22 protein-coding genes and 1 pseudogene are annotated in these 24,678 nt (G+C 58.4%); 11 read left to right on the top strand and 12 right to left on the bottom strand.

Annotated features, from left to right (window positions below; translation table 11 throughout):
• Nucleotides 1–38 precede the first annotated feature (38 nt).
• The 7 genes from JQ848_RS00870 (at nt 39) to JQ848_RS00840 (ending at nt 6,927) form a co-directional block, all read left to right on the top strand.
• Entirely contained in the window at nt 39–1,433 is a 1,395-nt protein-coding gene (locus JQ848_RS00870) for an FAD-binding oxidoreductase (RefSeq protein ID WP_003437628.1), read from the top strand.
• Between the two features lie 84 nt (nt 1,434–1,517).
• Complete coding sequence (locus tag JQ848_RS00865; protein ID WP_010656776.1) at nt 1,518–2,183, top strand: fumarylacetoacetate hydrolase family protein; 666 nt, start codon at nt 1,518–1,520, stop codon at nt 2,181–2,183.
• 130 nt (nt 2,184–2,313) lie between these two features.
• Nucleotides 2,314–3,354, top strand: coding sequence for a DUF5924 family protein (locus JQ848_RS00860; protein ID WP_003437635.1), 1,041 nt, complete (start codon nt 2,314–2,316; stop codon nt 3,352–3,354).
• A gap of 79 nt (nt 3,355–3,433) precedes the next feature.
• Nucleotides 3,434–4,564 (top strand): ABC transporter permease, encoded by a 1,131-nt coding sequence (locus tag JQ848_RS00855; protein ID WP_003437638.1) that lies wholly within the window; start codon nt 3,434–3,436, stop codon nt 4,562–4,564.
• A gap of 8 nt (nt 4,565–4,572) precedes the next feature.
• Complete coding sequence (locus JQ848_RS00850) at nt 4,573–5,364, top strand: ABC transporter ATP-binding protein (RefSeq protein ID WP_003437642.1); 792 nt, start codon at nt 4,573–4,575, stop codon at nt 5,362–5,364.
• A gap of 1 nt (nt 5,365) precedes the next feature.
• Nucleotides 5,366–6,304: an MlaD family protein gene (locus JQ848_RS00845; protein ID WP_003437645.1), complete on the top strand. Its 939-nt coding sequence runs from the start codon at nt 5,366–5,368 to the stop codon at nt 6,302–6,304.
• A complete protein-coding gene (locus JQ848_RS00840) occupies nt 6,301–6,927 on the top strand; it encodes an ABC-type transport auxiliary lipoprotein family protein (protein WP_161719174.1) in 627 nt (208 codons plus the stop codon). The genes JQ848_RS00845 and JQ848_RS00840 overlap by 4 nt, the downstream gene beginning before the upstream one ends.
• A gap of 70 nt (nt 6,928–6,997) precedes the next feature.
• Here JQ848_RS00840 and JQ848_RS00835 read toward each other — a convergent pair whose 3' ends face one another.
• The 5 genes from JQ848_RS00835 to JQ848_RS00815 all read right to left on the bottom strand — a co-directional run bounded on the left by JQ848_RS00835 (nt 6,998) and on the right by JQ848_RS00815 (nt 11,243).
• Nucleotides 6,998–8,227, bottom strand: a complete 1,230-nt coding sequence (locus JQ848_RS00835; RefSeq protein WP_202210186.1) for a nucleoside recognition domain-containing protein — start codon at nt 8,225–8,227, stop codon at nt 6,998–7,000.
• 105 nt (nt 8,228–8,332) lie between these two features.
• On the bottom strand, nt 8,333–9,652 hold the full coding sequence (gene gltP / locus JQ848_RS00830; protein ID WP_003437653.1) for a glutamate/aspartate:proton symporter GltP: 1,320 nt from the start codon (nt 9,650–9,652) through the stop codon (nt 8,333–8,335).
• Between the two features lie 573 nt (nt 9,653–10,225).
• Nucleotides 10,226–10,690, bottom strand: coding sequence for an inhibitor of vertebrate lysozyme family protein (locus JQ848_RS00825; RefSeq protein WP_003437656.1), 465 nt, complete (start codon nt 10,688–10,690; stop codon nt 10,226–10,228).
• Nucleotides 10,691–10,692: 2 nt separating this feature from the next.
• The gene (locus JQ848_RS00820; RefSeq protein ID WP_003437658.1) at nt 10,693–10,857 is read right to left on the bottom strand and encodes a DUF1328 domain-containing protein; all 165 of its coding nucleotides are present in this window, start codon (nt 10,855–10,857) and stop codon (nt 10,693–10,695) included.
• An 83-nt stretch (nt 10,858–10,940) separates the two neighbouring features.
• Nucleotides 10,941–11,243, bottom strand: coding sequence for a hypothetical protein (locus tag JQ848_RS00815; protein ID WP_010656774.1), 303 nt, complete (start codon nt 11,241–11,243; stop codon nt 10,941–10,943).
• A 427-nt stretch (nt 11,244–11,670) separates the two neighbouring features.
• On the opposite strand from JQ848_RS00815, the gene algB reads away from it, so the two are divergent.
• Together algB and JQ848_RS00805 are read left to right on the top strand one after the other, a co-directional pair.
• Nucleotides 11,671–13,017 carry a sigma-54-dependent response regulator transcription factor AlgB gene (gene algB, locus JQ848_RS00810; RefSeq protein ID WP_003437663.1) on the top strand — a complete coding sequence of 449 codons (1,347 nt, stop codon included), beginning with the start codon at nt 11,671–11,673 and terminating at the stop codon, nt 13,015–13,017.
• A 10-nt stretch (nt 13,018–13,027) separates the two neighbouring features.
• A complete protein-coding gene (locus JQ848_RS00805) occupies nt 13,028–14,818 on the top strand; it encodes an ATP-binding protein (RefSeq protein WP_003437664.1) in 1,791 nt (596 codons plus the stop codon).
• Nucleotides 14,819–14,829: 11 nt separating this feature from the next.
• Here JQ848_RS00805 and JQ848_RS00800 read toward each other — a convergent pair whose 3' ends face one another.
• From JQ848_RS00800 to JQ848_RS00775, 6 genes and pseudogenes are all read right to left on the bottom strand, one after another.
• Entirely contained in the window at nt 14,830–15,612 is a 783-nt protein-coding gene (locus JQ848_RS00800; RefSeq protein WP_202210185.1) for an N-acetylmuramoyl-L-alanine amidase, read from the bottom strand.
• 83 nt (nt 15,613–15,695) lie between these two features.
• On the bottom strand, nt 15,696–17,732 hold the full coding sequence (locus JQ848_RS00795) for a diguanylate cyclase (protein WP_202210184.1): 2,037 nt from the start codon (nt 17,730–17,732) through the stop codon (nt 15,696–15,698).
• On the bottom strand, nt 17,729–18,595 hold the full coding sequence (locus JQ848_RS00790) for an endonuclease/exonuclease/phosphatase family protein (protein ID WP_160626508.1): 867 nt from the start codon (nt 18,593–18,595) through the stop codon (nt 17,729–17,731). Before JQ848_RS00790 ends, JQ848_RS00795 begins: the two co-directional genes overlap by 4 nt.
• A 14-nt stretch (nt 18,596–18,609) precedes the next feature.
• The gene (locus JQ848_RS00785) at nt 18,610–19,263 is read right to left on the bottom strand and encodes a thiol:disulfide interchange protein DsbA/DsbL (protein WP_160626506.1); all 654 of its coding nucleotides are present in this window, start codon (nt 19,261–19,263) and stop codon (nt 18,610–18,612) included.
• Between the two features lie 190 nt (nt 19,264–19,453).
• Nucleotides 19,454–20,074: a c-type cytochrome gene (locus tag JQ848_RS00780; RefSeq protein ID WP_003437669.1), complete on the bottom strand. Its 621-nt coding sequence runs from the start codon at nt 20,072–20,074 to the stop codon at nt 19,454–19,456.
• A 46-nt stretch (nt 20,075–20,120) separates the two neighbouring features.
• Nucleotides 20,121–20,409: pseudogene (locus JQ848_RS00775) on the bottom strand (c-type cytochrome).
• Nucleotides 20,410–20,599: 190 nt separating this feature from the next.
• Here JQ848_RS00775 and yihA point away from each other — a divergent pair.
• Complete coding sequence (gene yihA, locus JQ848_RS00770) at nt 20,600–21,250, top strand: ribosome biogenesis GTP-binding protein YihA/YsxC (protein ID WP_003437678.1); 651 nt, start codon at nt 20,600–20,602, stop codon at nt 21,248–21,250.
• A gap of 251 nt (nt 21,251–21,501) precedes the next feature.
• Here the strand turns inward: yihA and polA are convergent, their stop codons facing one another.
• The gene (gene polA, locus JQ848_RS00765; protein WP_127196659.1) at nt 21,502–24,267 is read right to left on the bottom strand and encodes a DNA polymerase I; all 2,766 of its coding nucleotides are present in this window, start codon (nt 24,265–24,267) and stop codon (nt 21,502–21,504) included.
• Between the two features lie 74 nt (nt 24,268–24,341).
• On the opposite strand from polA, the gene JQ848_RS00760 reads away from it, so the two are divergent.
• Nucleotides 24,342–24,632 carry a DUF2782 domain-containing protein gene (locus JQ848_RS00760; RefSeq protein WP_003437683.1) on the top strand — a complete coding sequence of 97 codons (291 nt, stop codon included), beginning with the start codon at nt 24,342–24,344 and terminating at the stop codon, nt 24,630–24,632.
• Nucleotides 24,633–24,678 lie beyond the last annotated feature (46 nt).

Genomic DNA, 24,678 nt, shown 5'->3' with positions numbered 1-24,678 from the left:
TTCTCAGGATGACCATGAATTGTTCGAGAGTTCTGTTGATGACCCATCCAGTCTTGATTGAAGAGCTAAAGTCCCTGGTAGAGCCTGGCAAGGTCTTGACCGACGCTGACTCCCTCAACGCTTTTGGCAAGGACTGGACCAAGCATTTCGCCCCGGCCCCGCTGGCCATCGTGTTCCCCAAAACCACTGAGCAAGTACAGGCCATTGTGCGCTGGGCCAATGAGCGCAAGATCGCCCTGGTACCGTCGGGCGGCCGTACGGGTTTGTCGGCGGCAGCCGTGGCGGCCAATGGCGAAGTGGTGGTGTCGTTTGACTACATGAACCAGGTGCTGGACATCAACCTGACGGACCGCACCGTGGTCTGTCAGCCCGGTGTGGTCACCGCGCATCTGCAGAACCTGGCCGAAGAAAACGGCCTGTACTACCCGGTGGATTTTGCCTCGGCCGGCTCCAGCCAGATTGGCGGCAATATCGGCACCAATGCCGGCGGGATCAAGGTTATCCGCTACGGCATGACCCGCAACTGGGTGGCGGGGATGAAAGTCGTGACCGGCAAGGGCGATGTGCTCGAGCTCAACAAGGACCTGATCAAGAACGCCACCGGCTACGACATGCGCCAACTGTTTATCGGCGCCGAGGGCACCCTGGGTTTTGTGGTCGAAGCCACCATGCGCCTGGACCGTGCGCCGAAAAACCTGACGGCGATGGTGTTGGGTACGGCCGATTTCGATTCGATCATGCCCGTGCTGCACGCCTTCCAGAGCAAGCTGGATCTGACAGCCTTTGAGTTCTTCTCCGACAAGGCTCTGGCCAAAGTGATGGGCCGCGGCGATGTACCCTCGCCGTTCGAGACCGATTGCCCGTTCTATGCCCTGCTGGAATTTGAAGCCACCACTGAAGAAGTGGCCAATGCCGCGCTGGAAACCTTCGAGCACTGCATGGAGCAGGGCTGGGTGCTGGATGGCGTGATGAGCCAGAGCGAGACCCAGCTGCAAAATCTGTGGAAACTTCGCGAATACATCTCCGAAACCATTTCCCACTGGACGCCATACAAAAACGACATTTCGGTCACCGTATCGAAAGTCCCGGCATTTCTAAAGGAAATTGACGCCATCGTCGGCGAACACTACCCGGACTTCGAAATCGTCTGGTTCGGCCACATTGGCGACGGCAACCTGCACCTGAACATCCTCAAGCCGGAAAACCTGAGCAAGGACGAGTTCTTCGCCAAGTGTGCGACGGTGAACAAGTGGGTATTTGAAACCGTCGAGAAGTACAACGGTTCCATCTCTGCCGAACACGGCGTGGGCATGACCAAACGTGACTACCTGACCTACAGCCGCTCGCCGGTCGAAATCGAGTACATGAAAGCGCTCAAGGCCGTGTTCGACCCGAACGGCATCATGAACCCGGGCAAGATTTTTGCGATTTAACTAACAATGCCCCCTGCAGGAGTGAGCTTTAGCGCTGGCTCCTGCAGGGTTGGTTTCACCCTTGAATCCCCAGCGGAGCGGTCCATGAGCTATCAGCACCAGTATGTCGACGGTACCCGGATTCACTTTCCAATCGGCAAGGTGGTGTGCATCGGACGCAACTATGCCGAGCACGCCAAAGAGCTGGATAACCCGATCCCCACCGAGCCCCTGCTGTTTATCAAACCGGGCAGTTGTGTCGTGGCTCTGGACGGTGGTTTTGCGATCCCCACCGAGCGCGGTTCGGTGCATTACGAAGCAGAAATCTCGGTGCTGATCGGCAAGGCCCTGTCCAACAAACCAAGCCGCGAGGAAGTGCTGGATGCTATCTCCGGCTTCGCGCCCGGACTGGACCTGACCCTGCGCGACAAGCAGGCCGAGCTCAAAGGCAAGGGCCTGCCATGGGAAATCGCCAAATCATTCGATGGCGCCTGCGTGCTGGCCCCGTTCGTACCGAGCTGCACCTTCGCTGATCTGGCCGACATCGGTATCCGCCTGAGCATCAATGGTGAAGTGCGCCAGGACGGCAACAGCGCGCTGATGCTCAATCCGATCGTGCCGATGATCCAGCACATGGCGGCCTGTTTCTCGCTGCAAGCCGGCGACGTGATCATGACCGGCACCCCGGCAGGCGTTGGCCCGCTGAATGTCGGCGATGAACTGGTACTGGAACTGACTGACGTGAGCCGCTTCGACAGCAGCGTGCGCTGAACCGCAGTGGGAGCCTGGTTTGCCAGCTCCCACCTGTTTCGGGCTGCGGGGGCGTAAACATCCCGGACGCTGGGTCCTCTAAAACGCTATTCTGTCGAGGATATTTCCTATACAGAATGTGAACCGCCGAATGCCGAACTGGAACCACTACGTACAGCGCATCCTTGAATTAATGAAGCGCTATCCGGGGCTGATCGCGGCATTTGGCTTTTGCTCGGGCGTGGGCAGTTTCATTCTGGTGGACCGCCAGCAAGGCATGGCCCGCTGGATCGCCGTGATCCTGCTGGTGAGCTGGGTCTGGCTGATGCTGGAAAACAGTTTCACCCAGTTGTTCAGCCGCGTGTTCAAACGCGAAATCCCCCCGCCGTTGCTGCGTTATGCAACGCAGATGATTCATCAGGAAAGCCTGTTTTTTGTCCTGCCCTTCTTCTTCATTACCACCACCTGGAACAGCGGACAGCTGGTGTTTACCGGTCTGCTGGGTGCCGCGGCACTGGTGACCATCACCGACCCGCTGTACTACCGCTGGCTGGCACCCAGGCGCTGGCTGTATCTGGCAATGCACACCCTGGCCTTGTTCGCGGCCCTGCTGACGGCACTGCCGATCATCCTCAACCTGACCACCTCCCAGAGCTACAAGCTGGCGCTGGGCACCGCGGTACTGCTTTCAATCCCGAGTCTGGCCGTGAGCCTGCCGCTGAAGACCTGGCGCGGCTGGCTGGTGCTGCCCTTGATCGTACTGACACTGGGGGGCACCGGCTGGCTGCTGCGCTCGTGGGTACCGCCTGCAACGCTATGGATGACCGAGGTCGCGGTGACCACCCAATTGCAGGACCGCACGCCGGGCGAAAGCGTTGAGCAGATCAGCGTTAGCGAACTGCGCAGCAGGGGTCTGTATGCCTACACCTCGATCAACGCACCCCGTGGCCTGAATGAACGGATCTACCATGTGTGGCAGCTCAACGGCCAGGAAGTCGACCGTATCGCGCTGGATATTCACGGGGGACGCAAAGAAGGCTATCGCGCCTGGACCCACAAACAGAACTTCCCGCCGAATCCCGAGGGACGCTGGCAAGTACGGGTGATCACCGAAGACGGGCAACTGATTGGCGTGTTGCGCTTTCGGGTTAACCCAGATCAATCCCCGGGGACCGATGTTCAGGCAAACTGACGCAGTTTTACAGGACTGTGCTATTACATAAGGTCTACGTTCAAGCGTATTTAGCTGGGAGCTTACGATTATTACGGCCATGGCGGGCAATGCCCAACTAGACACTTCCAGCAATCCGGCGCGGCTGCGTATCAGCGGCGACTGGACGTTGGCCCATTACACCCGGCTCAAACAGCAGACCGAGCAGTTGGCCGGTCAGTACGATGCTCAAACCGCAATTGATCTGGATGAAGTGTCTAGCATCGATACTGCAGGGGCGTCGTTGCTGGTGGATCTGTTGGGCGCCGAACGCGTCAGCCAGCTGACCGACACCGCACATAAACTTCCCGCCGCTGACCGTGCCCTGCTGCAAACGGTCTACGCCTCACTGCGCGACTTCTGTGTGCCGGTCAAAGTCCCCCAGCAGAACATCTGCATCCTGTTGTTGAGCCGTATCGGCGGCGCGGTCTACAAGCTGTGGCAAGACTCGCTGCAGCTGCTGGGCTTCATCGGGCTGATTCTGCAAACCCTGGCGCGCAACCTGTTCCGGCCAAAACAGTGGCGCATTACCCCCATGGTGGCGCATATCGAGCAGATCGGCCTCAACGCCGCGCCGATTGTGGTGTTGCTTACCTTCATGGTGGGCGCGGTGGTGGCCTTTCTCGGTGCCACGGTGCTGGCCAACTTTGGTGCGGGGATCTTTACCGTAGATCTGGTTGCCTTCTCCTTCCTGCGCGAGTTTGGCGTGTTGCTCACCGCCATCCTGCTGGCAGGCCGGACGGCCAGCGCCTTTACGGCACAAATCGGCTCGATGAAAGCCAACGAAGAGATCGACGCTATTCGCACTCTGGGCCTCGACCCCATGGATTTGCTGGTGCTGCCACGGGTTTTGGCACTGCTTATCGCGCTGCCGCTGCTGACCTTTCTGGCCATGATGGCCGGCATCCTCGGTGGCGCGGTGGTGTGCGTGGTCTCGCTGGGCATTTCCCCCGACATGTTCATATCGCTGTTGCACTCCGATATCGGCGTTCAGCACTTTTTGGTGGGCATGGTCAAAGCACCGTTCTTTGCCTTTCTGATCGCTGCAGTGGGCTGCCTTGAGGGCTTTAAAGTCAGCGGCAGCGCCGAATCTGTGGGCGAGCACACCACGTCCAGCGTGGTGCAATCGATCTTTATCGTGATCGTCCTCGACGCCGTGGCCGCGTTGTTCTTTATGGAGATGGGCTGGTGAGTGGGCCAATGCAAGCGCCCCGCGAGGCGATAATCGAAGTACGGGGTCTGTGTAACCGGTTTGGCAGCCAGGCTGTGCACGAGAACCTCGACCTGGATGTGTACAAGGGCGAGATCCTCGGCGTGGTCGGCGGCTCCGGCACCGGCAAGTCGGTACTGTTGCGCAGTATTGTCGGGCTAAGGCGACCGACTGAAGGCCAGGTCCGGGTGTTCGGCCAGGACCTGTTAAGCCTGCCGGAAGAGGCGCGTTCGAAGATTGAGCGGCGTTTTGGCGTGTTGTTCCAGAGCGGCGCGCTGTTTTCTTCGCTGACCGTGACGGAAAACATCGCCCTGCCCCTGATCGAACACGCGGGGCTGAGCCGCCCCGATGCAGAGCATCTGGCGTGCGTAAAGCTGGCGCTGGCCGGGCTGCCCCTGTCCGCCGCTGACAAATACCCGTCCATGCTGTCAGGCGGGATGATCAAGCGCGCGGCACTGGCCCGGGCACTGGCACTGGATCCGGACATTCTGTTTCTGGATGAACCTACCGCCGGGCTGGACCCCATTGGCGCAGCGGCGTTTGACCAGTTGATCCTGACCTTGCGTGACGCGATGGGTCTGAGCGTATTTCTCGTGACCCACGACCTGGACACGCTGTACACCATCACCGACCGGGTAGCGGTGCTCTCGCAAAAACGGGTGTTGGTGGCCGCCCCTATCAAGCAGGTCGAAGACTACGACGACCCGTGGATTCATGAATATTTCCATGGCCCCCGCGGCCGCGCTGCATACGAAGCGGCAACCAAGATCAAGGAGCAATAACATGGAAACCCGTGCCCATCATGTATTGATCGGCCTGTTCAGCGTTCTGGTCATAGTCGGGGCCATGCTGTTTGGCCTGTGGCTGGCCAAGGCCAGCATGGACAGCACCTTCAAGGATTACGAAGTGGTATTCAACGAGGCTGTCAGTGGCTTGTCCAAAGGCAGCTCGGTGCAATACAACGGGATCAAGGTCGGCGATGTCATAGAACTGCGTCTGGATGACAAGGACCCGCGCCGCGTACTGGCCCGGATTCGTCTGGCCGCCGGCACCCCGGTCAAGGTCGACACCAAGGCCAAGCTGGCGCTGACGGGCGTGACCGGCACCTCGATCATCCAGCTCAGCGGTGGCGACCCGAACAGCCCGGACCTCAAAGGTGTAAACGGCAAACTACCCACCATCGTGGCCACCCCCTCCCCGATTGCCCGGTTGCTCACCGATGGCAATGACATGCTGGCCAATATCAACATCCTGCTGCATAACGCCAACCGCCTGTTCTCCCACGACAACGTCAACCGTGTGGGCAAGACTCTGGAAAACCTGGAGCAGACCACCTCTGCCATTGCCAGCCAGCGTGACGATATCAGCCAGATGATGAAACAGCTGGCCCAGGTCAGCAAACAGGCCAGCGGCACCCTGGAGCAAACCACCGCACTGATGCGCAACGCCAATGGCATGTTGAGCAACCAGGGCCAGCAGATGTTCAGCAGTGCCGAACAGGCCATGAAGTCGCTGCAACAGAGCACTGCAACCATCAATCTGTTGATCAACAACAATGAACAGTCGCTCAACAGCGGCCTGCAGGGCCTCAATCAGCTGGGCCCGGCCGTCAATGAGCTGCGCGAAACCCTCGGCACATTACGCTCGATTTCGCGGCGCCTGGAAGCCAATCCAAGCGGTTACCTGCTGGGCCGCGAACAGAACAAGGAATTCACGCCATGACCCGTACTTATCGCCTGGCAGGTTCAATCGTCCTGGCTGCCAGTCTGAGCCTGCTCAGCGCCTGTTCGATATTGCCCAAGCCCGAGCAGGTTGACGTGTATTGGCTGCCCTATGCCCAGGCGCCGCTCGCCGCCAGCCGTGGCGCGCCGGTTAACTGGTCGCTGCGACTCGAAAAACCGATGGCCAGCAACGCGCTGAACAGCCAGAACATTGCGGTGGTGCCCGAGGGCAATCTGATCAGCAATTACAAAGGCGCGCGCTGGAGCGATCCGGCGCCTGTGCTGCTGCGCAATCGCTTGCTCGATGCGTTCTTGCAGGATGGCCGGATTCAGGGGCTGAGCACCGACGACAGCAACCTGCAGGCCGATTACGAGTTAGGCGGAGAGTTACTGGCGTTCCAGACCCGCTATAACGGTAAAAGCCCCGAGGTGCTGATTCAGTACAACGCCCGGCTGGTGCGCAGCAGCGATCAGCGGGTGCTGGCGTCCAGGCGCTTTGAAGCACGCCAGCCACTGAGCAATCCGATGGTGCCGGGGGTTGTTGCAGGTTTTGGCCAGGCCGCTGACACGCTGATGCCGCAAGTGGTGCAGTGGGTGGTGCAGCAAGGGCAGGCGCAACGCTGAGCCCTTTATCGCTGGCAAGCCGGCCCCCACAACACCTGTGGAAGCCGTCTTGCCATCGGTAGTTTGAGGATTAACCGAAGAACCAGTAGCACACCGCGATCGCTGCCACTACGCCCGAAAACTCGGCGAGCAAGGCACAACCCACTGCATGGCGGGCACGCTGGATGCCCACGGCGCCGAAGTAAACGGCCAGCACATAAAAGGTGGTTTCAGTACTGCCCTGCACCGTCGCGGCGACCAGCGCCGGAAAGCTGTCCACCCCTTGGGTCTGCATGGTTTCGATCAACAGGGCCCGCGCCGCACTGCCCGAGAACGGCTTGACCATTGCCGTCGGCAACGCATCGACAAAGCGCGTATCCATGCCCAGCCACTCGACCACATGGCGAATTCCGTCCAGGCCGAAATCCAGCGCACCAGAAGCCCGCAACACGCCCACCGCACACAGCATGGCCACCAGATAGGGCAGCAGGTTCTTGGCGACATCGAAGCCCTCTTTGGCCCCTTCGACGAACGCCTCGTAGACCTTGACCTTGCGCAGCGCGCCAATCACCAGAAACAGCATGATCAGCCCGAACAGCGTCAGATTGCCGAGGATCGAGGACAAACTCGCCAGCGCTGCAGCCGAAAGGCTCGCCAGCAACGCCATGAACGCGCCCAGAATCAACGCCCCGGGTACCAGATAGGCCAGTACCACCGGGTCCCACAGTCGCAAGCGCTGCATGAAGGCCACCGAGAGCAGGCCTACCAGCGTCGAGGCGCTGGTCGCCAGCAGGATCGGCAGGAACACCAGGGTAGGGTCGGCTGCGCCCTGCTGAGCGCGATACATGAAGATCGTCACCGGCAACAGGGTCAGGGACGAGGCGTTGAGCACCAGAAACAGGATTTGCGCATTGCTCGCGCTGGTCGGGCTTGGATTGAGTTCTTGCAGTGCCCGCATGGCCTTGAGGCCAATGGGCGTGGCGGCATTGTCCAGGCCCAGGCCGTTGGCCGCGAAGTTCAAGGTGATAAACCCCAGTGCCGGATGCCCGGGCGGCACTTCGGGCATCAGGCGCTTGAACAGCGGTCCCAGCGCCCTGCCCAGCCAGTCGACGATGCCGGCTTTTTCAGCGATGCGCAGGAATCCCAGCCACAGGGTCAAGGTGCCGAACAACAGAATCATCACCTCGACCGACAGCTTGGCCATGGCAAAGATACTTTCCACCATGGCCGCAAAGATCCCGGCATTGCCGCCCACCAGCCACTGGAAAAGCGCCGATACCGTAGCGACCACGAAAAAGCTGAGCCATAGGCCGTTGAGCATCGAGTGAACTCCTGGAAGATACGCCGAATGATAGCGGCCAGACCGCAGAAACAACAAACCCCGGACAAGTCCGGGGTTTGTGCGGGTGCAGCTGCCGAGGGACGATTATTCGCCTTTTGGCAGGGCTTCCTTGCTGCGCCAGTGCGGCAGCGAGTTCCAGTAGCGCTCGCCCTTGGCGTCGTCGTACATACCTTCCCAGCGCGAAATAACCAGTACCGCCAGGGCGTTACCAATCACGTTCAGGGCGGTACGGGCCATGTCCATCACACGGTCGACACCGGCGATAAAGGCCAGGCCTTCAAGCGGGATGCCCACGCTGCCCAGAGTGGCCAGCAGCACTACGAAGGACACGCCCGGTACACCGGCGATGCCTTTGGAGGTAACCATCAGGGTCAGTACCAGCAGCAGTTGCTGGCTGATCGACAGGTCGATGCCGTACAGCTGCGCGATAAATATCGCCGCGATACTTTGATACAGCGTCGAGCCGTCCAGGTTGAAGGAGTAGCCGGTCGGTACCACGAAGCTGCAAATGGCTTTCGGCGCGCCGTAGGCTTCCATCTTCTCGATCACGCGCGGCAGCACGGTTTCGGAGCTGGCGGTGGAGTAAGCCAGGACCAGCTCATCCTTGAAGATGCGCATCAACCTGATTACCGAGAAGCCAAACAGCTTGGCGATTAGGCCCAGCACGGCAAAGGCGAAGAACAGAATGGCGGCGTAAACCAGCAATACCAGTTTGGCCAGCGGCACCAGAGAGGCAAAACCGAAGTTGGCAACGGTCACGGCGATCAGCGCAAACACACCGATTGGCGCGTAGTTCATGATCATGTGAGTCACTTTGAACATCGACTCGGACACGCCCTGGAAGGTTTTCACCAGCGGGTCGCGCAGTTCGGCATTCAGGCTCGACAAGCCGAGGCCGAAGAGTACCGAGAAGAAGATGATCGGCAGCATCTCACCGCGAGCCATGGCTGCGAAGATGTTCGACGGAATCAGGTTGAGGATGGTTTCAATGAACGCATGCTCATGGGTCACTTCAGCAGCAGTGGCCTGATACTTGGAAATATCGACCGTGCCCAGCGTGCTCATGTCGATCCCGGCGCCCGGGTGGAACACGTTGGCCAGCACCAGACCGACCAGAATCGCGATGGTGGTTACCACCTCGAAGTAAAGAATGGTTTTAAGACCGATGCGACCCAGCTTCTTCGCATCACCCACGCCTGCAATCCCGACAACCAGTGAGGAAATCACGATTGGGATCACGATCATCTTGATCAGACGGATAAAGATATCGCCGGCAGGTTGCAGAACGTTGCTGATCCACCAGGCTTTTTCGGCACTGAAGTGGTTGAGCAGCGCGCCGATTGCAATCCCGAGGACCAGACCGATTAGGATCTGCCAGGCGAGGCTAAGTTTTGCCTTCTTCATGTCATTACCCTTACTTCAAGTGGACTCGGGTGAAGGCTTTGACCAGAGCGCTCAAAGCGCAAAAATCGAAAGCCTGCACCCCCGTAGAAGGTCGCCCAAATCGAACCGGACAGGCTCTTTGGCAGGCGAAAAAAGGCGCAACTATTCCCATGCCGGAGTAAACCGTCTAATGCCGTAAACGCCTACCCCATGCCGAATCGGCATGGGTTTTGTCCGACAAGACTTCATGAACATGGGCTGAGGAAAGCTAAGAATAGACGACATAAGTGCCGCACACCGGCTGTTTCAAGGTCTTTTGTGGCCGTAAATAGCGACGAAAAAGCGTCAAACAATTAAGAAATATCCCATTGCATTAATCGGGAATTCTGAAGAAAAGATTTTGTATCCGGTCGATATACGGTCGGGGTTCAGAGGTTGTTCCTGCCCCGTCGATACTTTGCAAAATAATGAGAACAGACAATGCATTAGCTATGTCTGCAGCGACCCTGCAGACACAAAAAAGCCCAGAGAAAACCTGGGCTGTCGTGTCTGAAAAAGCGAACCTGCTCCCGAAAAATCACAGAGCCGTGCCCCTCAGTACCAATTCGGGTCTTTCTTTAACTGCTCTTTAAGCATGGCCTGTACACCTTCGTCCGGCTGCCCCAAAAAGCGGTAGTCGGCGTGACGTGTCGGGGATTTGTCTGCAGGCAGACCGGCCGGCACCTCAACCAACATTGCATAAGCGTGTTTCTTGTCAAAACTGACGGCGACAATCAGGCGCCCGGTCGTGCAGGTATCGGCGGTTTCACATAAAGGACCGACCAGATACTTGTCGCCATCTTCAGTCACGGCATTCATTTGCTCGGCCGCACCGGAGAGGTTCATCACCCACTCGGGCAAACGCTCCTCCTTCTTCACCACCTGTTGCCAGGCCTCACGGTAGTCAGGATCGCTGAGTAACTGGTTAGCGTGCGACTGGCCATCGTTTGCGGCCAGGGCCATGGCACTGCTGCCCACCAACAGGGCAGCGGCCAATGCCTTCAGGGATCGGCTAAGCATGATCAACCTTTACCACGACGGCCAAAGATGAAGGACACCACGAACATCACCAGGAATACGACAAAGAGAATCTTGGCAATGCCGGTCGCGGTGCCCGCTATACCACCAAAGCCCAGTACAGCAGCGATGATGGCGATGATCAGGAAGGTAACTGCCCAACTCAACATGGTGTTTCTCCTTATTACTGTGGGAATAGCCTAATACCAATGGTGCATTCCGATGCCAGCAAGGGCCTCAAAACTGTGAACACTTAAAACACCCAACGTTCCGGTGCAGGTTGCGAATTAGCTGTTTGCGTCTCTTCGGCGGCGGTCAGTGCATAACTGTCCGCGGCAGTGACTCGCGCATTCAGTGCACTCGACTTGATCGTACTGAAGTGTTGTTGCTGATAGGCGACAACAGGCAAGGGCGCGGCCACAGGCTGCGACGCTTGCTCCCAGCGAACCAGTTGCTGACCACCGATCAGGGTCACCACCAAAGCAAGGCTGGCGAACAGACCCTGCTGCAGGTGCAGTGGCGAAATATGAAAGCTGGCGAAACCTTGGCGATGCATGCTCAAACTCCTGCCACTCGGTGGTCAATTCAGGGAATGGTCCGCCAGTCATGACTGATCTGTACGGCGTCTATACCTGAGTTATTGCAGGCTGCATGCCAGCTTTTATAAAATAAATAAATCCTTATAAATCAACGAGTTAAACGCTTTAAAAAGACAGCTGTGCGCGCATCCTGCACGATGCTGCCGAGACTGTCGTGCGTTCTGCACGATCTGTGTAGAGCCCTGAAGGCTTGCGTGAGGCACAGAGGCACCAATGAGCACTCACCTGCTGCGTCCATTCAGGTTTAAAAGCTTCTAAATCATCTAGTTAGGCAATGCAGCCAAAGGCCTTCCCTGCTAGCCTCTTAAAAAATCGTGAAAAAATCATGCAACTTGCCCGATTATTCCGACACTAACCATGAACACTCATAGAGGAAGGCAGGAAATGGATACAGCCAAAGAGCACCAGGGCCGCATTCTGCTGGTGGACGACGAGTCCGCCATCCTGCGTACATTTCGCTATTGCCTCGAAGACGAGGGTTACACCGTTGCCACCGCCAACAGTGCGGCACAAGCCGATGCGCTGCTGCAGCGACAAGTATTCGACCTGTGTTTTCTGGATTTGCGTCTGGGTGAAGACAATGGCCTGGATGTCCTGGCCCATATGCGCATTCAGGCGCCATGGATGCGGGTCGTGATAGTGACTGCCCACTCGGCTGTGGACACCGCCGTGGATGCCATTCAGGCAGGCGCCGCCGATTATCTGGTGAAACCCTGCAGCCCTGATCAGTTGCGTCTGGCCACCGCCAAACAATTGGAAGTACGCCAGCTTTCCGCCCGCCTCGAAGCCCTGGAAGGTGAAATTCGCAAGCCTAAAGACGGGCTCGACTCTCACAGCCCGGCCATGATGGCGGTGCTGGAAACCGCGCGCCAGGTAGCAGGCACCGATGCCAACATCTTGATTCTCGGTGAATCCGGCACCGGTAAAGGCGAACTGGCCCAAGCCATCCATGGCTGGAGCAAACGGGCCAAGAAATCCTGTGTAACCATCAACTGCCCGTCGCTGACAGCCGAGTTGATGGAGAGCGAACTGTTCGGCCACACCCGCGGCGCCTTCACCGGCGCCAGTGAAAGCACACTGGGCCGGGTCAACCAGGCGGACGGCGGTACATTGTTTCTCGATGAGATCGGCGACTTCCCCCTGACATTGCAGCCAAAACTGCTGCGCTTCATTCAGGACAAGGCCTACGAGCGGGTCGGCGACCCCGTGACCCGGCGCGCCGATGTGCGCATCCTGGCGGCCACCAACCTCAATCTTGAAGACATGGTTCGCGACGGGCGCTTTCGTGAAGACCTGCTCTACCGCCTGAACGTCATCACCCTGCACCTGCCGCCGCTACGCGAGCGCAGTGAAGACATTCTGACCCTGGCCGATCGCTTTCTGGCCCGCTTCGTTAAAGAGTACGCTCGCCCAGCCCGGGGCTTCAGCGAAGAAGCCCGACTGGCGCTGGCCAATTACCGCTGGCCCGGCAACATTCGCGAGCTGCGCAACGTGGTTGAACGTGCGAGCATCATTTGCCCGCAGGAAGTGGTTGAAGTCAGCCATCTGGGCATGGCCGAGCAAACCACGCCCAACACTCCGCGCATTGGTGCGGCACTGAGTCTCGACCAGCTGGAAAAAGCCCACATCGGTGCGGTACTGGCCACGAGTGAAACCCTGGACCAGGCAGCAAAAACCCTGGGCATCGACGCTTCGACACTCTATCGCAAGCGCAAGCAGTACAACTTGTGAGCCGCATACGATGAAACTTGCGATCAAGCTGCGAACCCGGCTGTTTCTAAGCATTTCTGCACTGATTACGGTGGCGCTGCTCGGGCTCCTGCTTGGCGTCGTCAGTGTGATGCAAATGGCCAAGACCCAGGAGGCGCTGATCCGCAATAACTTCATCACCCTCGATCTGGGCCTGAAGCTGCGTCAAAGCCTGGGTGACCAGCTGATTCTGCTGCTGCGTAATCAGCAAGACCCCAAAGCGCTGCAAGCATCAACCCGGGAATACCTGAAACTGCTCGACGAGGGCATCGAGCATGAGCGCAAAAACAATCTGCACAGCGGCTTTACCCAGGCCCGTACGGACTACGAAAGCTTCCTCAAAGCCCTCAACCCGGCTCAACCCAACACCCCTGACCTGAGTACTGACAACGAGCTGAGGAACCGCTTCAACCTGTTGCGCAACGGCCTGATTACCGAGCACCGCAAGGCCCTCGAAAACATCTATAGCGCCCAGGCCTCCGCCCGGGACCGGGCCCTGATCATTGCCTTGCTTCTGGGCCTGGTAGGGCTTGCGGTACTGACCATAGGTTTTATTACCGCCCACGGCATTGCCCGACGTTTTGGCGCGCCGATCGAAGCATTGGCCAAAGCCGCCGACAATATAGGCAAAGGCAACTTCGAGGTGGTGCTGCCACTCTCCTCGGCCACCGAGATGAACCTGCTGACCCGGCGTTTCGGGATCATGGCCGAAGCACTGCGCCAACATCAGGCAACCAATGTCGACGAACTGCTGGCGGGCCAGCAACGGCTTCAGGCGGTGCTCGACAGTATTGACGACGGGTTGCTGATGATTGATCAGCAAGGCCGCCTCGAGCATCTGAATCCGGTCGCGCAACGCCAGTTGGGCTGGGATCAGAGCCGCCTCAGTCAGCCGCTGGGCGAGGCGTTGATGCGCCCGGAGCTCGATCAGCAATTGCTCACGGTCTTGCGTGGCGGCAACCTGGAGCGAGCCCCGGAAGACTTGAGCGTCGATATAGAGGGTGAAAAACGCCTGTTGACCTACAGCCTGACCCCGGTCAGCCAGCCCAAAGGACCGATTCTTGGTGCTGTAATGGTGTTGCATGATGTCACCGAGCAGCGGGCCTTTGAACGGGTACGCAGCGAGTTCGTACTGCGTGCCTCACACGAATTGCGCACCCCGGTCACCGGTATGCATATGGCCTTTGGCTTGTTTATGGAGCGGGCGCGTTTTGATCCGCAGTCCCGTGAAACCGACCTGCTCAACACCGTCAATGAAGAAATGCAGCGGCTGATGCAGTTGATCAATGACCTGCTGAATTTTTCCCGCTATCAAAATGGCATGCAAAAGCTGACGCTGGCCCCCTGCGACCTCCCGGACATGCTCGAAGACGCCCGGACCCGCTTCGCGGCCCGCGCGGCAGCCAAGGGGATCGAGTTGCAGGTCGACCTGCAGCCACCGCTACCGGTGTTGAATGCCGACCAGCCACAGCTCGAACGGGTCATTGATAACCTGCTGGACAATGCCTTGCGCCACACGGCCAGCGGCGGGCAGATTCGCCTGCAGGCGCGGCGGCATGGCGAGCGGGTGATCATCAGTATTGAAGACAATGGCGAAGGCATTGCCTATGGCCAACAAGGGCGGATTTTCGAGCCCTTCGTGCAGGTAGGTCGCAAAAAAGGCGGCGCCGGCCTGGGGCTGGCGCTGTGCAAGGAAATCGTCCAGCTCCACGGCGGGCGGATCGGCGTCTACTCACGCCCTGGCCAGGGCACCCAGTTCTACATGGCCCTGCCGCTGTTATAGCGCTCGCGCGGTCATCGCTTGGCCTGGGTGTTCAGCACTTTCAAAATGGCCGCGCTTTCGGCATCGGGCGTGCCATCAAACAGCGCTGGCCGGAAATGCATCTGGAAGGCCGCCAGGACGTGGCGAGTGGCAACGTCCAGCTCACCGGTCTGGGGGGTCTCGTAGCCCAACAGGGCCAACTGCTGCTGAAACCAGCTAATACTTGGCAGTGCGTTGGCAAACAGGGCCTGCTCCCGGGCTACGGCCTGGGCCTGCGGCCAGACTCCAAAGCCGGCTTCGGCCAGGCGCTTCCAGGGAAACAGCGGCCCCGGATCAAGCTTGCGCAACGGCGCTATGTCACTGTGACCAATGATGTTGTGCGGATCGATTTTGTAGCGCGTCGTGATGTCTTTAAGCAGGGCGATCACCGACTGGATCTGACCTTCAGTGTAGGGATACCAGACCCGCCCGTTGGGCGTATCGCGGAAACCCTTGTTGACGATTTCAATGCCGATGGAACTGGAGTTGAGCCAGGTGCGGCCGTTCCACTGACTTTCACCGGCGTGCCAGGCCCGCTGGTTTTCGTCCACCAGCTTGTAAATGGTTGGCGGGGTATCACCAATCAGATAGTGGCTGCTCACCGGCCCGCTGGTCAGCAATTGCAGTGAACGCTCAAGGGAGGTCGAGGTGTAGTGAAGGACCACGAACTGCACGCGGCTGTCGTGGTTGGCCGAAGGATGGCTGGTATCCATGCGGGGACCGCTGGCACAACCCGCCAGCAGGGCAATAAAGACTAGAAGCGCGGAAAATTTCATGGGCAGACACAACACAGTAAAATGTTAATACACCAGCATACCTTACTGGCTGCGGATGCATCTGAACCTGAGCCCTCAGACCTTCAGAGCAGCTCCTGAAGGTCTGACTCAATGCGATTTCGCCCGTTATGCTTGGCCCGATACAGGGCTTCGTCTGCACGCTTGAGTACAGACTCGCTGCGGTCACCCGCCTTGAACGCCGAGACCCCGATGGAGGCGGTGATGGTTACCGGCTCGCCCCTGAAGTGGAACGGACAGTCGGCAATGGCCAGTCGCAGTTTTTCGAGCAGCGCCAGGCCCATGGCCGGCGTAGCGTCAGGGATCAACAGGACAAACTCTTCACCGCCGAACCGGGCGATAAAATCACCCGGGCGCAGTTGCCTGCGGAGTTGATTGGCAATGATCTTGAGCACTTTGTCGCCTGCCAGATGCCCATAACCATCATTGATCCGCTTGAAATGGTCGAGATCGAGCATGGCGATCAACAACGAGTTGCCCTGTGATTGCCAGCGTGCGACTGCAAATGCCAGCCGCTCGCCCCAGGCCGCCCGATTGGGCAAACCGGTCAGGGGATCGAGCAGGGCTTTTTGCCGCTGCTCTTCCAGGTGCTCGCGAAAGTCCTGGGCCTGCTGCTCCATTTGCACCACCCGCTCGGCCAATGCTTGCAGGTGTGCTGCGACGTCTTGCTCGCGCGCATCACGCTGCTGCTGGTGTTGATCCAGCGTGCCCAGCAGGCCTTCCAGGCGATTTTCCAGAATGTGTTTGAGACTGCTCAGGTCAACCGCGCCCTGAACGCTGTTTTGCAGCCCGTCGACCTGTTCGCGCAATTGATTGTTCAAGTCAGCCGCGGCAGATCGACCTTCAGTGTGCCCTTCACTGGCCGCCTGAAGGCTGTTCTGGAATGACTCGAGCCGCTCGTTGAGCTGTTTTAGATACGCCTCGAACTCATGCTGGTCACTGTCAGTGACGGCCAGCATCAAGACTGCAAGATCGTCGAGGATCGGTAGTAACTCATACCAGTTGAGCCCTTTTTCAAGACGAGCTTTCATGGCTTCGGCTTGCGGGCGGTGATGCTCCGGCAACGACAGGTCACTTAGCAGACCCAGCAGGGTTGACTCGATATGCGCCGCCACCGAGCTGTATGAGGGCTCCGGGCTTTCAGGCAGTGCATAGACGATATCAGGCTCCGGCGGCGCAGCCGCAACCGGGTCTACCGATTCAGGCAGTTCAGCACTGTCGTCAGGTTCAAGAGTGAGCGACTCGACCGGCGCCTCAGGCAGACTGTTCTCTGCATCGACCAGAGCCACCACCGACTCCAGGGCACCGCAGAGAGCTTGTTCTTCCGGCTCATCGGGTGCGGGCACTTCGAGTACGGCAAGGGGCTGTTCAAGCGCCTTTTGAGCGTACTCAGGCAAGGACTGCGCGTGCACCATTGGCGCCGGTTGCGGCTGCTCAGACACCGGTGGCTGGCTCTCAGCCTGTGGCAACACCGGCGCTGCAGGCAACTTGGCAACCATCGGCTGCAGCATGACTGGCGGTGCCATGGCTTGTGCTGCCGGTACCGCAACGACTTCGGGCTGGGGTTTGTCTGGGTCTTGAGCACCGAACAGACGCTGTAACAAGCCCGGTTTGGACGATTCCGGTGCCTGGCGTTGCGGCGCCAGGGCAAGTCCCTGCAAGTTACTCAACTCGTCCAGCAACAGCGGTATCTCACGGGCCTGGCCAGCCCGGCTGTCGAGCTGCCTGGCAAATGCCTTGAGCGGCTTGCTGACTTCACGGGGCAACGGCAACGCCTGCAGTTGAGTGACCAAGGTATTAAGCGCAGTACTGATTTGCGCAACCCGGGTTTCGCGGCGTTGTTCGGAGTCGAGTACGGCTTTTTCAAGACGGGGCAGCAAGGTCGCCAATGCCGCGTCCATTTCGTCAGTGCGTACCGCTTCGCGCATTTCCTTCATGCATTGATCAACGGTGCGGTCTGTCCCTTCCGCCGCCAGGGTACTGCGCACCAGGCCCCTGCGCAGCAGGTCGAGCCGCGCATTCCAGCGCCGCTCAAGTTTGTCTTGGCGCTCGATGCTTAAAAGGTACTTCTCTTTCCAGCGATTGGCGTCGTCGGAGCTCATGAAGGCGAGCCGCTCAACATCGGCAGTGAATCGCTGCCCACCATTCCCGGCAAACGGATTTCAACTGCCACCGGCAAATGGTCAGAGATAGGCTGGTCCAGCACCTGCACACGCTCAAGGGTCAGGCTGGGGCTGAGCAAAATATGATCAAGACAGCGCTGCGGGCGCCAACTGGGGAAAGTGGCTTGCATTTGTGGCGCCAGCAAACCGAGGTCACGCAGGGGCGAGGTCTGGAGCAGATCGGTGGCATTGGTGTTCATGTCGCCCATCAGCACCTGGTGCTGATAACCGCTAACCAGCTCGCGAATGTAGGCCAGTTGCAGGTTTCGTACTTTAGTCCCCAGCGCCAGGTGCATGACCACGACGGCCAGCGCATCAGGGCCGGTACCAAAGCGCACTAAAATCGCGCCACGACCCGCAGGGCCGGGCAAGGGATGATCTTCAATCGCCGTAGGACGCAAGCGGCTGAGCACGCCATTGCTATGCTGCGCCAGTCGCCCCAGATTGCGATTGAGCTGTTGATACCAGTAAGGGAATTCGCCCTGTTGGGCCAGGTACTTGACCTGATTGATGTAGCCGGATCGGTGGCTACCACCATCGGCTTCCTGCAACGCGACCAGATCAAAGTCGCTCAACAAGTCGCCAATCTTGTCCAGGTTACCGGCCCGCCCTTTGTGTGGCAGTACATGCTGCCAACTGCGGGTCAGGTAATGACGATAACTTTGAGTGCTGTTACCGACCTGGATATTGAAACTTAGCAGCCGCAAACGCCGATCATCCGGCAGCCCGCAGGCAGCCAGATGATCCTCGTTGACCTGCGGTTCATGCAGGCCAACGATGCGTTTGCTTTTCCAGCCGCGCACGGCAAGGCCCCCTGTTACTTGGCGGCCCGCTCTTTGGCGATCAGTTGATCAGCCACGTTGAGTGCCTGTTCCGGGCCACCGGCAGTACCCAGATCGAATCGGTACTTGCCATCCACGACCATGGTCGGAACGCCGGAGATTTGATAGGCCTTGGCTTTATCTTTGGCCTTCTGGACCGCACCGGCAACGGCGAAGGAGTTGTAGGTGCTCAGGAACTTGGCTTTATCCACGCCTTGAGCCGCCAGGAATTCAGCCATTTCTTCCGGAGTTTTCAGCAGGTTCCCGGACTTGTCGTTCAGGGAAGCCTTGTGGATGGTTTCAAAGACCGCTTTATGAACCTTGTCTTCTACCCCCATGGCTTCGAGGGTGAGGAACAGTTGACCGTGAACGTCCCAGATGCCGCCGAACATGGCCGGGATGCGGACAAAGTTAACGTCTGCCGGCAGCTTCTCAACCCATGGATTGATGGTCGGCTCGAACGCGAAGCAATGCGGGCAGCCGTACCAGAACAACTCAACCACTTCGATCTTGCCGGGCACTGCAACCGGAACAGCGTTGGACAATTCGACGTAGGTCTTACCGGCTTCAAGCGGTACATCGGCAGCTTGAGCGGTCATGCCAAACAGACTGGCACTGACGAGAGCGGCGCTGAGAATCAGATTACGCATGCTTTACTCCTGGGCAAATAAGGTCGCTTCAACGTGACCTGTCTTCAGACAGGTCCGTTCTGGCTTGAGTTCGGTAGTGTAGCGGCAGATGCTACGAAAAAGGGCAGCCGAAGCTGCCCTTTCAGGTTCACAGTCAAGGATTAAACGATCGTTAACACGGCCGAAGGTTGCATCCCGGCCTGATCGACCCTTAGTGCAGACCCTGTATGTAGCTGGCCAGTGCCTTGATGTCCTTGTTGCTCAACTTCGCAGCAATACCGCGCATGATCATCGAGTCACCGTCGTTGGTGCGCTCGCCTTCGCGGAAGTCGGTAAGTTGTTTCTCGATGTAGCTGGCGTGCTGGCCACCCAGGTGCGGGAAGCCGGCGGCAGCATTGCCCTGGCCGTCCGGGGAGTGGCAACCGGTGCACGCAGGCATGCCTTTTTGCAGGTCGCCGCCACGGAACAGGGCTTCGCCACGGGCAACCAGCGCCGGGTCAGCAGCACCCACCGAGTTTTTCTGACTGGAGTAATAGGCCGCGATATCCGCGAGATCCTGATCGTTCAGGTTGGTCAGCAAACCGGTCATTTCCAGAACCTGGCGCTTGCCGTCCTTGATTTCGTGCAGCTGCTTGAGCAGGTAACGGTCACCTTGCCCGGCCAGCTTGGGGAAGTTTGGCGCCATGCTATTGCCGTCCGGACCGTGACACGCGCCACATACAGCGGTTTTTGCCTGACCTGCAGCAGCATCGCCGACAACGGCGGTGGCTGCAGCCTGGGCAATACCGGCGACGCCCAAGGTCAACAGCAGACTCACGAGTAATTTGTTCATCAGCTAATCCAACTACGGCTAAGGGTTAAAGAGTTATGGGCCGGGCTTACTCGTTCACCCACAGGATGGTTGACCGGTAATCCTCGACACTGCAGTCCATGCACAAACCACGCGGCGGCATCGCCTTGAAACCCTGGGTCACGTGTTGCACCAGCGCTTCCATATCATCCTGTCCTTGGCCTTGAGGCTTCCCGATCACCGGATTTCGGTGCTACGGGCAGTTGACCAGCTGGCAGACAATACAAACGCGGTTGTACACGGCTTCCGGATCCTGTGTAGCCTGAGTGCTGTTAAAGTGGCATCAAGATACCGGCAGCTAGCAGCCATTTCGTCATAAAACGACCTTTTCAGGGTTGGGAGCTTGCTGCGTTCTAATGCGCAACCTAGGTTTATCGCTCCCGTGTTCTTCATCCTACGCTGGGACAAAGCGCACACAAAATCTGCGGCATTATATACTGGCGCCACTGAAACGGAAACGACACGCTCGCCGCGTCCATTCCTGACGCCGCTCACATCGGAAATCCCATGCAACTCAAGAACCCCATTCTCGGTCTGTGCCAACAGGCTACCTTCATGCTCAGCGCCGCCAAAGTTGATCAATGCCCCGACGACGAAGGCTTTGAAGTCGCGTTTGCCGGGCGCTCCAACGCCGGCAAGTCCAGCGCACTCAACACTTTGACCCATGCCAGCCTGGCGCGCACCTCGAAAACTCCGGGGCGCACACAGCTGCTGAACTTCTTCCAGCTGGACGAAGAACGACGCCTGGTCGACCTGCCGGGTTATGGTTATGCCAAGGTGCCAATCCCGCTGAAGCTGCATTGGCAGCGTCACCTGGAAGCCTATTTCGGCAGCCGTGAAAGCCTCAAAGGCGTGATTTTGATGATGGATATCCGTCATCCAATGACCGATTTCGACCTGTTGATGCTCGACTGGACCGTTTCGAGCGGCATGCCGATGCACATTTTGCTGACCAAAGCCGACAAACTGACGTACGGCGCAGCAAAAAATACCCTGCTCAAAATCCAGGCTGATATTCGCAAGCAGTGGGGCGATGCAGTGACCATCCAGTTGTTCTCCACCCCGAAACGCATGGGCCTGGAAGAGGCGTACACCGTGCTGGCACGCTGGATGGAATTGCCGAACAAAGGCGAAGAAGTGGTCGAGGCCAGCGAGTAAGAAATCCCAGGCAAAAAAAACCCCGGACTTCGTATTGGGGGAAGAAGTTCGGGGTTCAAGTACTGGAACGCTAGGGCGCGCTCCAGATATCTGCCAACACTTAACACAACATCAGGAGCTTTGAAGGGCTTCACCACCCATTCAGTAAATCTGAGTGGCGAAGGGCTGGTTAGTTCCAGAGGGCTAATAACCATTTGCAATAAACCCGGTTTTTCCCTGACTGACAGGCCCGCAATTTCACCTGCAGCCCCTTAGTGCGCCTCATCCCAATTGTTGCCCACACCCACTTCAACCAGCAGCGGCACATCGAGCTTCGCGGCTTCGCTCATGTGGATACGAACTTCATCGCGCACCTGATCCACCAGGTCTTCACGCACTTCAAGCACCAATTCATCGTGTACTTGCAGAATGACCCGGGCATCCAGGCCTGAAGCCGTCAGCCAGTTATCCACAGCCACCATGGCTTTCTTGATGATGTCCGCAGCAGTGCCCTGCATCGGGGCGTTAATTGCAGTCCGCTCTGCGCCTTTGCGCAGCGCCGGGTTTTTTGCGTTGATGTCCGGCAAGTACAGGCGACGACCAAAGATGGTCTCGACATAGCCTTGCTCGGCCGCCTGGGTGCGGGTGCGCTCCATGTAATCCAGAACACCCGGGTAGCGGGCGAAATAGCGGTCGATGTAGGCCTGGGACTGTTTGCGGTCGACACCGATCTGCTTGGCCAGGCCGAACGCGCTCATGCCATAGATCAGGCCGAAGTTGATTGCCTTGGCGCTACGGCGCTGATCGACAGTGACATCACCCAGCTCGACGCCGAATACTTCGGCGGCAGTGGCGCTGTGCACGTCCAGGTTATTGCGGAAGGCGTGCAACAAGCCTTCATCCTTGGCCAGGTGGGCCATGATCCGCAGCTCGATTTGCGAGTAGTCCGCTGCCAGCAGTTTGTAGCCTTTAGGCGCCACAAACGCCTGACGAATCCGACGGCCTTCGGCAGTACGGATAGGAATGTTCTGCAAGTTTGGATCGCTGGAGGACAAACGTCCGGTCGCGGTAACAGCCTGGTGGTAGGACGTATGAATCCGGCCTGTACGAGGATTGATCTGCTCAGGCAGGCGATCGGTATAGGTGCTTTTCAGTTTGCTCATAGAGCGGTACTGCATCAGCACCTTGGGCAACGGGAAGTCCTGCTCGGCCAATTCAGCCAGCACCGCTTCAGCGGTCGAAGGCTGGCCCTTGGCGGTTTTGCTGATAATCGGCAAACCGAGCTTTTCGTACAGAATCACGCCTAATTGCTTGGGGGAGCTGAGGTTGAATTCTTCGCCGGCGATGGCGAACGCCTCACGTTCCAGCGCGACCAGTTTGTCACCCAGCTCAACGCTCTGAATACCCAGCAGGTTGGCGTCCACCAGCGCGCCCTGGCGCTCAATGCGCGCCAGTACAGGCACCAGCGGCATCTCAATGTCTGTCAGCACCTTGTTCAGGCTCGGGATCGCCAGCAGTTTTTCGTGCAGTGCCTGATGCAAACGCAGGGTCACGTCGGCATCTTCAGCGGCGTAAGGTCCGGCCTGCTCCAGCGAGATCTGGTCAAAGGTCAGCTGTTTCACGCCCTTGCCGGCAATGTCCTGGAAGCTGGTGGTGCTATGGCCCAAGTATTTCAGCGCCAGGCTGTCCATATCGTGACGCGTGGCAGTGGAGTCGAGCACATAGGATTCGAGCATGGTGTCAAAAGCGACGCCCTGCACCATGATCCCGCAGGCCTGATCACCACCGATGGCGCAGTTGGCCAGGATGTTCATGTCGAACTTGGCGTGCTGGCCCACTTTGGCTTTGGCCGGGTCTTCGAGCAGCGGTTTGAGGGCTCGTAATACCGAATCGCGATCCAGTTGCTCCGGCACGCCCATATAGGAGTGGGTCAGCGGAATGTAGGCCGCTTCGCCCGGCTTGACTGCAAACGAAAGCCCCACCAACTGCGCCTGCTGCGCATCCAGGCCGGTGGTTTCAGTATCGAAAGCAATCAACTTGGCGTCGTTAAGCTTTTTCAGCCATACGTCAAAGCGCGCCTGATCCAGGATAGTTTCGTACTGCTGCTCTTCGGCAGGCGGCGCAGGCTCTTCATGAACAATGACCTGGCCGGCGCGCTTGGCATCGCGCTCCACCTCGGCAATCCAGCTTTTGAATTCCAGCTCGGTGTACAACTCGATCAGTTTTTCGCAATCTGGCTGCTTGAGGTGCAGGTCTTCAAGGCCGATATCCAATGGCACATCAATTTTGATCGTGGCGAGCCGGTACGACAAAAACGCCATTTCCCGGTGTTCTTCGAGCTTGGCCGGGAGGTTTTTGGCGCCCCGGATCGGCAAGGTCGGCACGATATCGAGCTTCTCGTACAGGTCGACCAGACCGCCGCCCACACCCACCAGCAAGCCGGATGCGGTCTTCGGACCAATGCCCGGAACCCCGGGAATGTTATCGGACGAGTCGCCCATCAGGGCCAGGTAATCGATGATCTGCTCGGGCGAAACGCCAAACTTCTCTTTCACACCCTCGATGTCCATCACGCTGCCGGTCATGGTATTGACCAGGGTGATGTGGCCATCGACCAGTTGCGCCATGTCCTTGTCGCCCGTCGAGATCACTACCGGGCGGTCTGCCGCCGCGCTGCTGCGGGCCAGCGTGCCGATGACATCGTCGGCCTCGACACCTTCGACGCACAGCAAAGGGAAACCCAGCGCGATAACGCTGGCGTGCAGGGGCTCGATCTGGACCCGCATGTCATCGGGCATGCTTGGGCGATTAGCCTTGTATTCGGCGAACATTTCATCGCGAAATGTTCCGCCCTTGGCATCGAAAACCACCGCAAACGGACTGTCCGGGTACTGTTTGCGCAGGCTTTTAAGCATGTTCAGCACGCCCTTCACGGCACCTGTCGGCAGCCCCTTGGACGTAGTCAGCGGCGGCAGCGCATGGAAGGCGCGGTACAGATATGAAGAACCGTCCACCAGGACGAGGGGAGCTTGGCTCATGAGCAGGATCAACCTTTTCGGCGAGTCCGGCGCTAGAATGTCCGGACCAATGACGACAAAGGGACAAGGTTATCATGCGCACACTAAATCGCCTGTTGCTGACCGGCTTGTTTGCATTCACTCCGCTGCTAACCTTCGCAGCCGATGAAGCAGTCACAGCTGACCCAGACGTAACCATTCGCACGGAAGGCGATAAAACGATCCAGGAATACCGTCAAAACGGTTTTCTCTATGCCATCAAGGTCACCCCAAAAGGAGCACCGCCGTACTTTTTAGTGCGCGCTGATGGTACTGATGCCAATTTCATCCGTTCCGACCAGCCGGATATGCTGATTCCATCGTGGAAAATCTTCGAATGGAAATAGCGTCTTAACTTTAATCGGCGCCGACTCAACGCGGCGCCCGTACTGG

The sequence above is a fragment of the Pseudomonas paraversuta genome, from assembly GCF_904067025.1.
GTDB lineage: Bacteria > Pseudomonadota > Gammaproteobacteria > Pseudomonadales > Pseudomonadaceae > Aquipseudomonas > Aquipseudomonas paraversuta.
The sequence above is the reverse complement of the archived record's forward strand: the minus strand, read 5'-3'. Positions and strand labels throughout refer to the sequence as shown.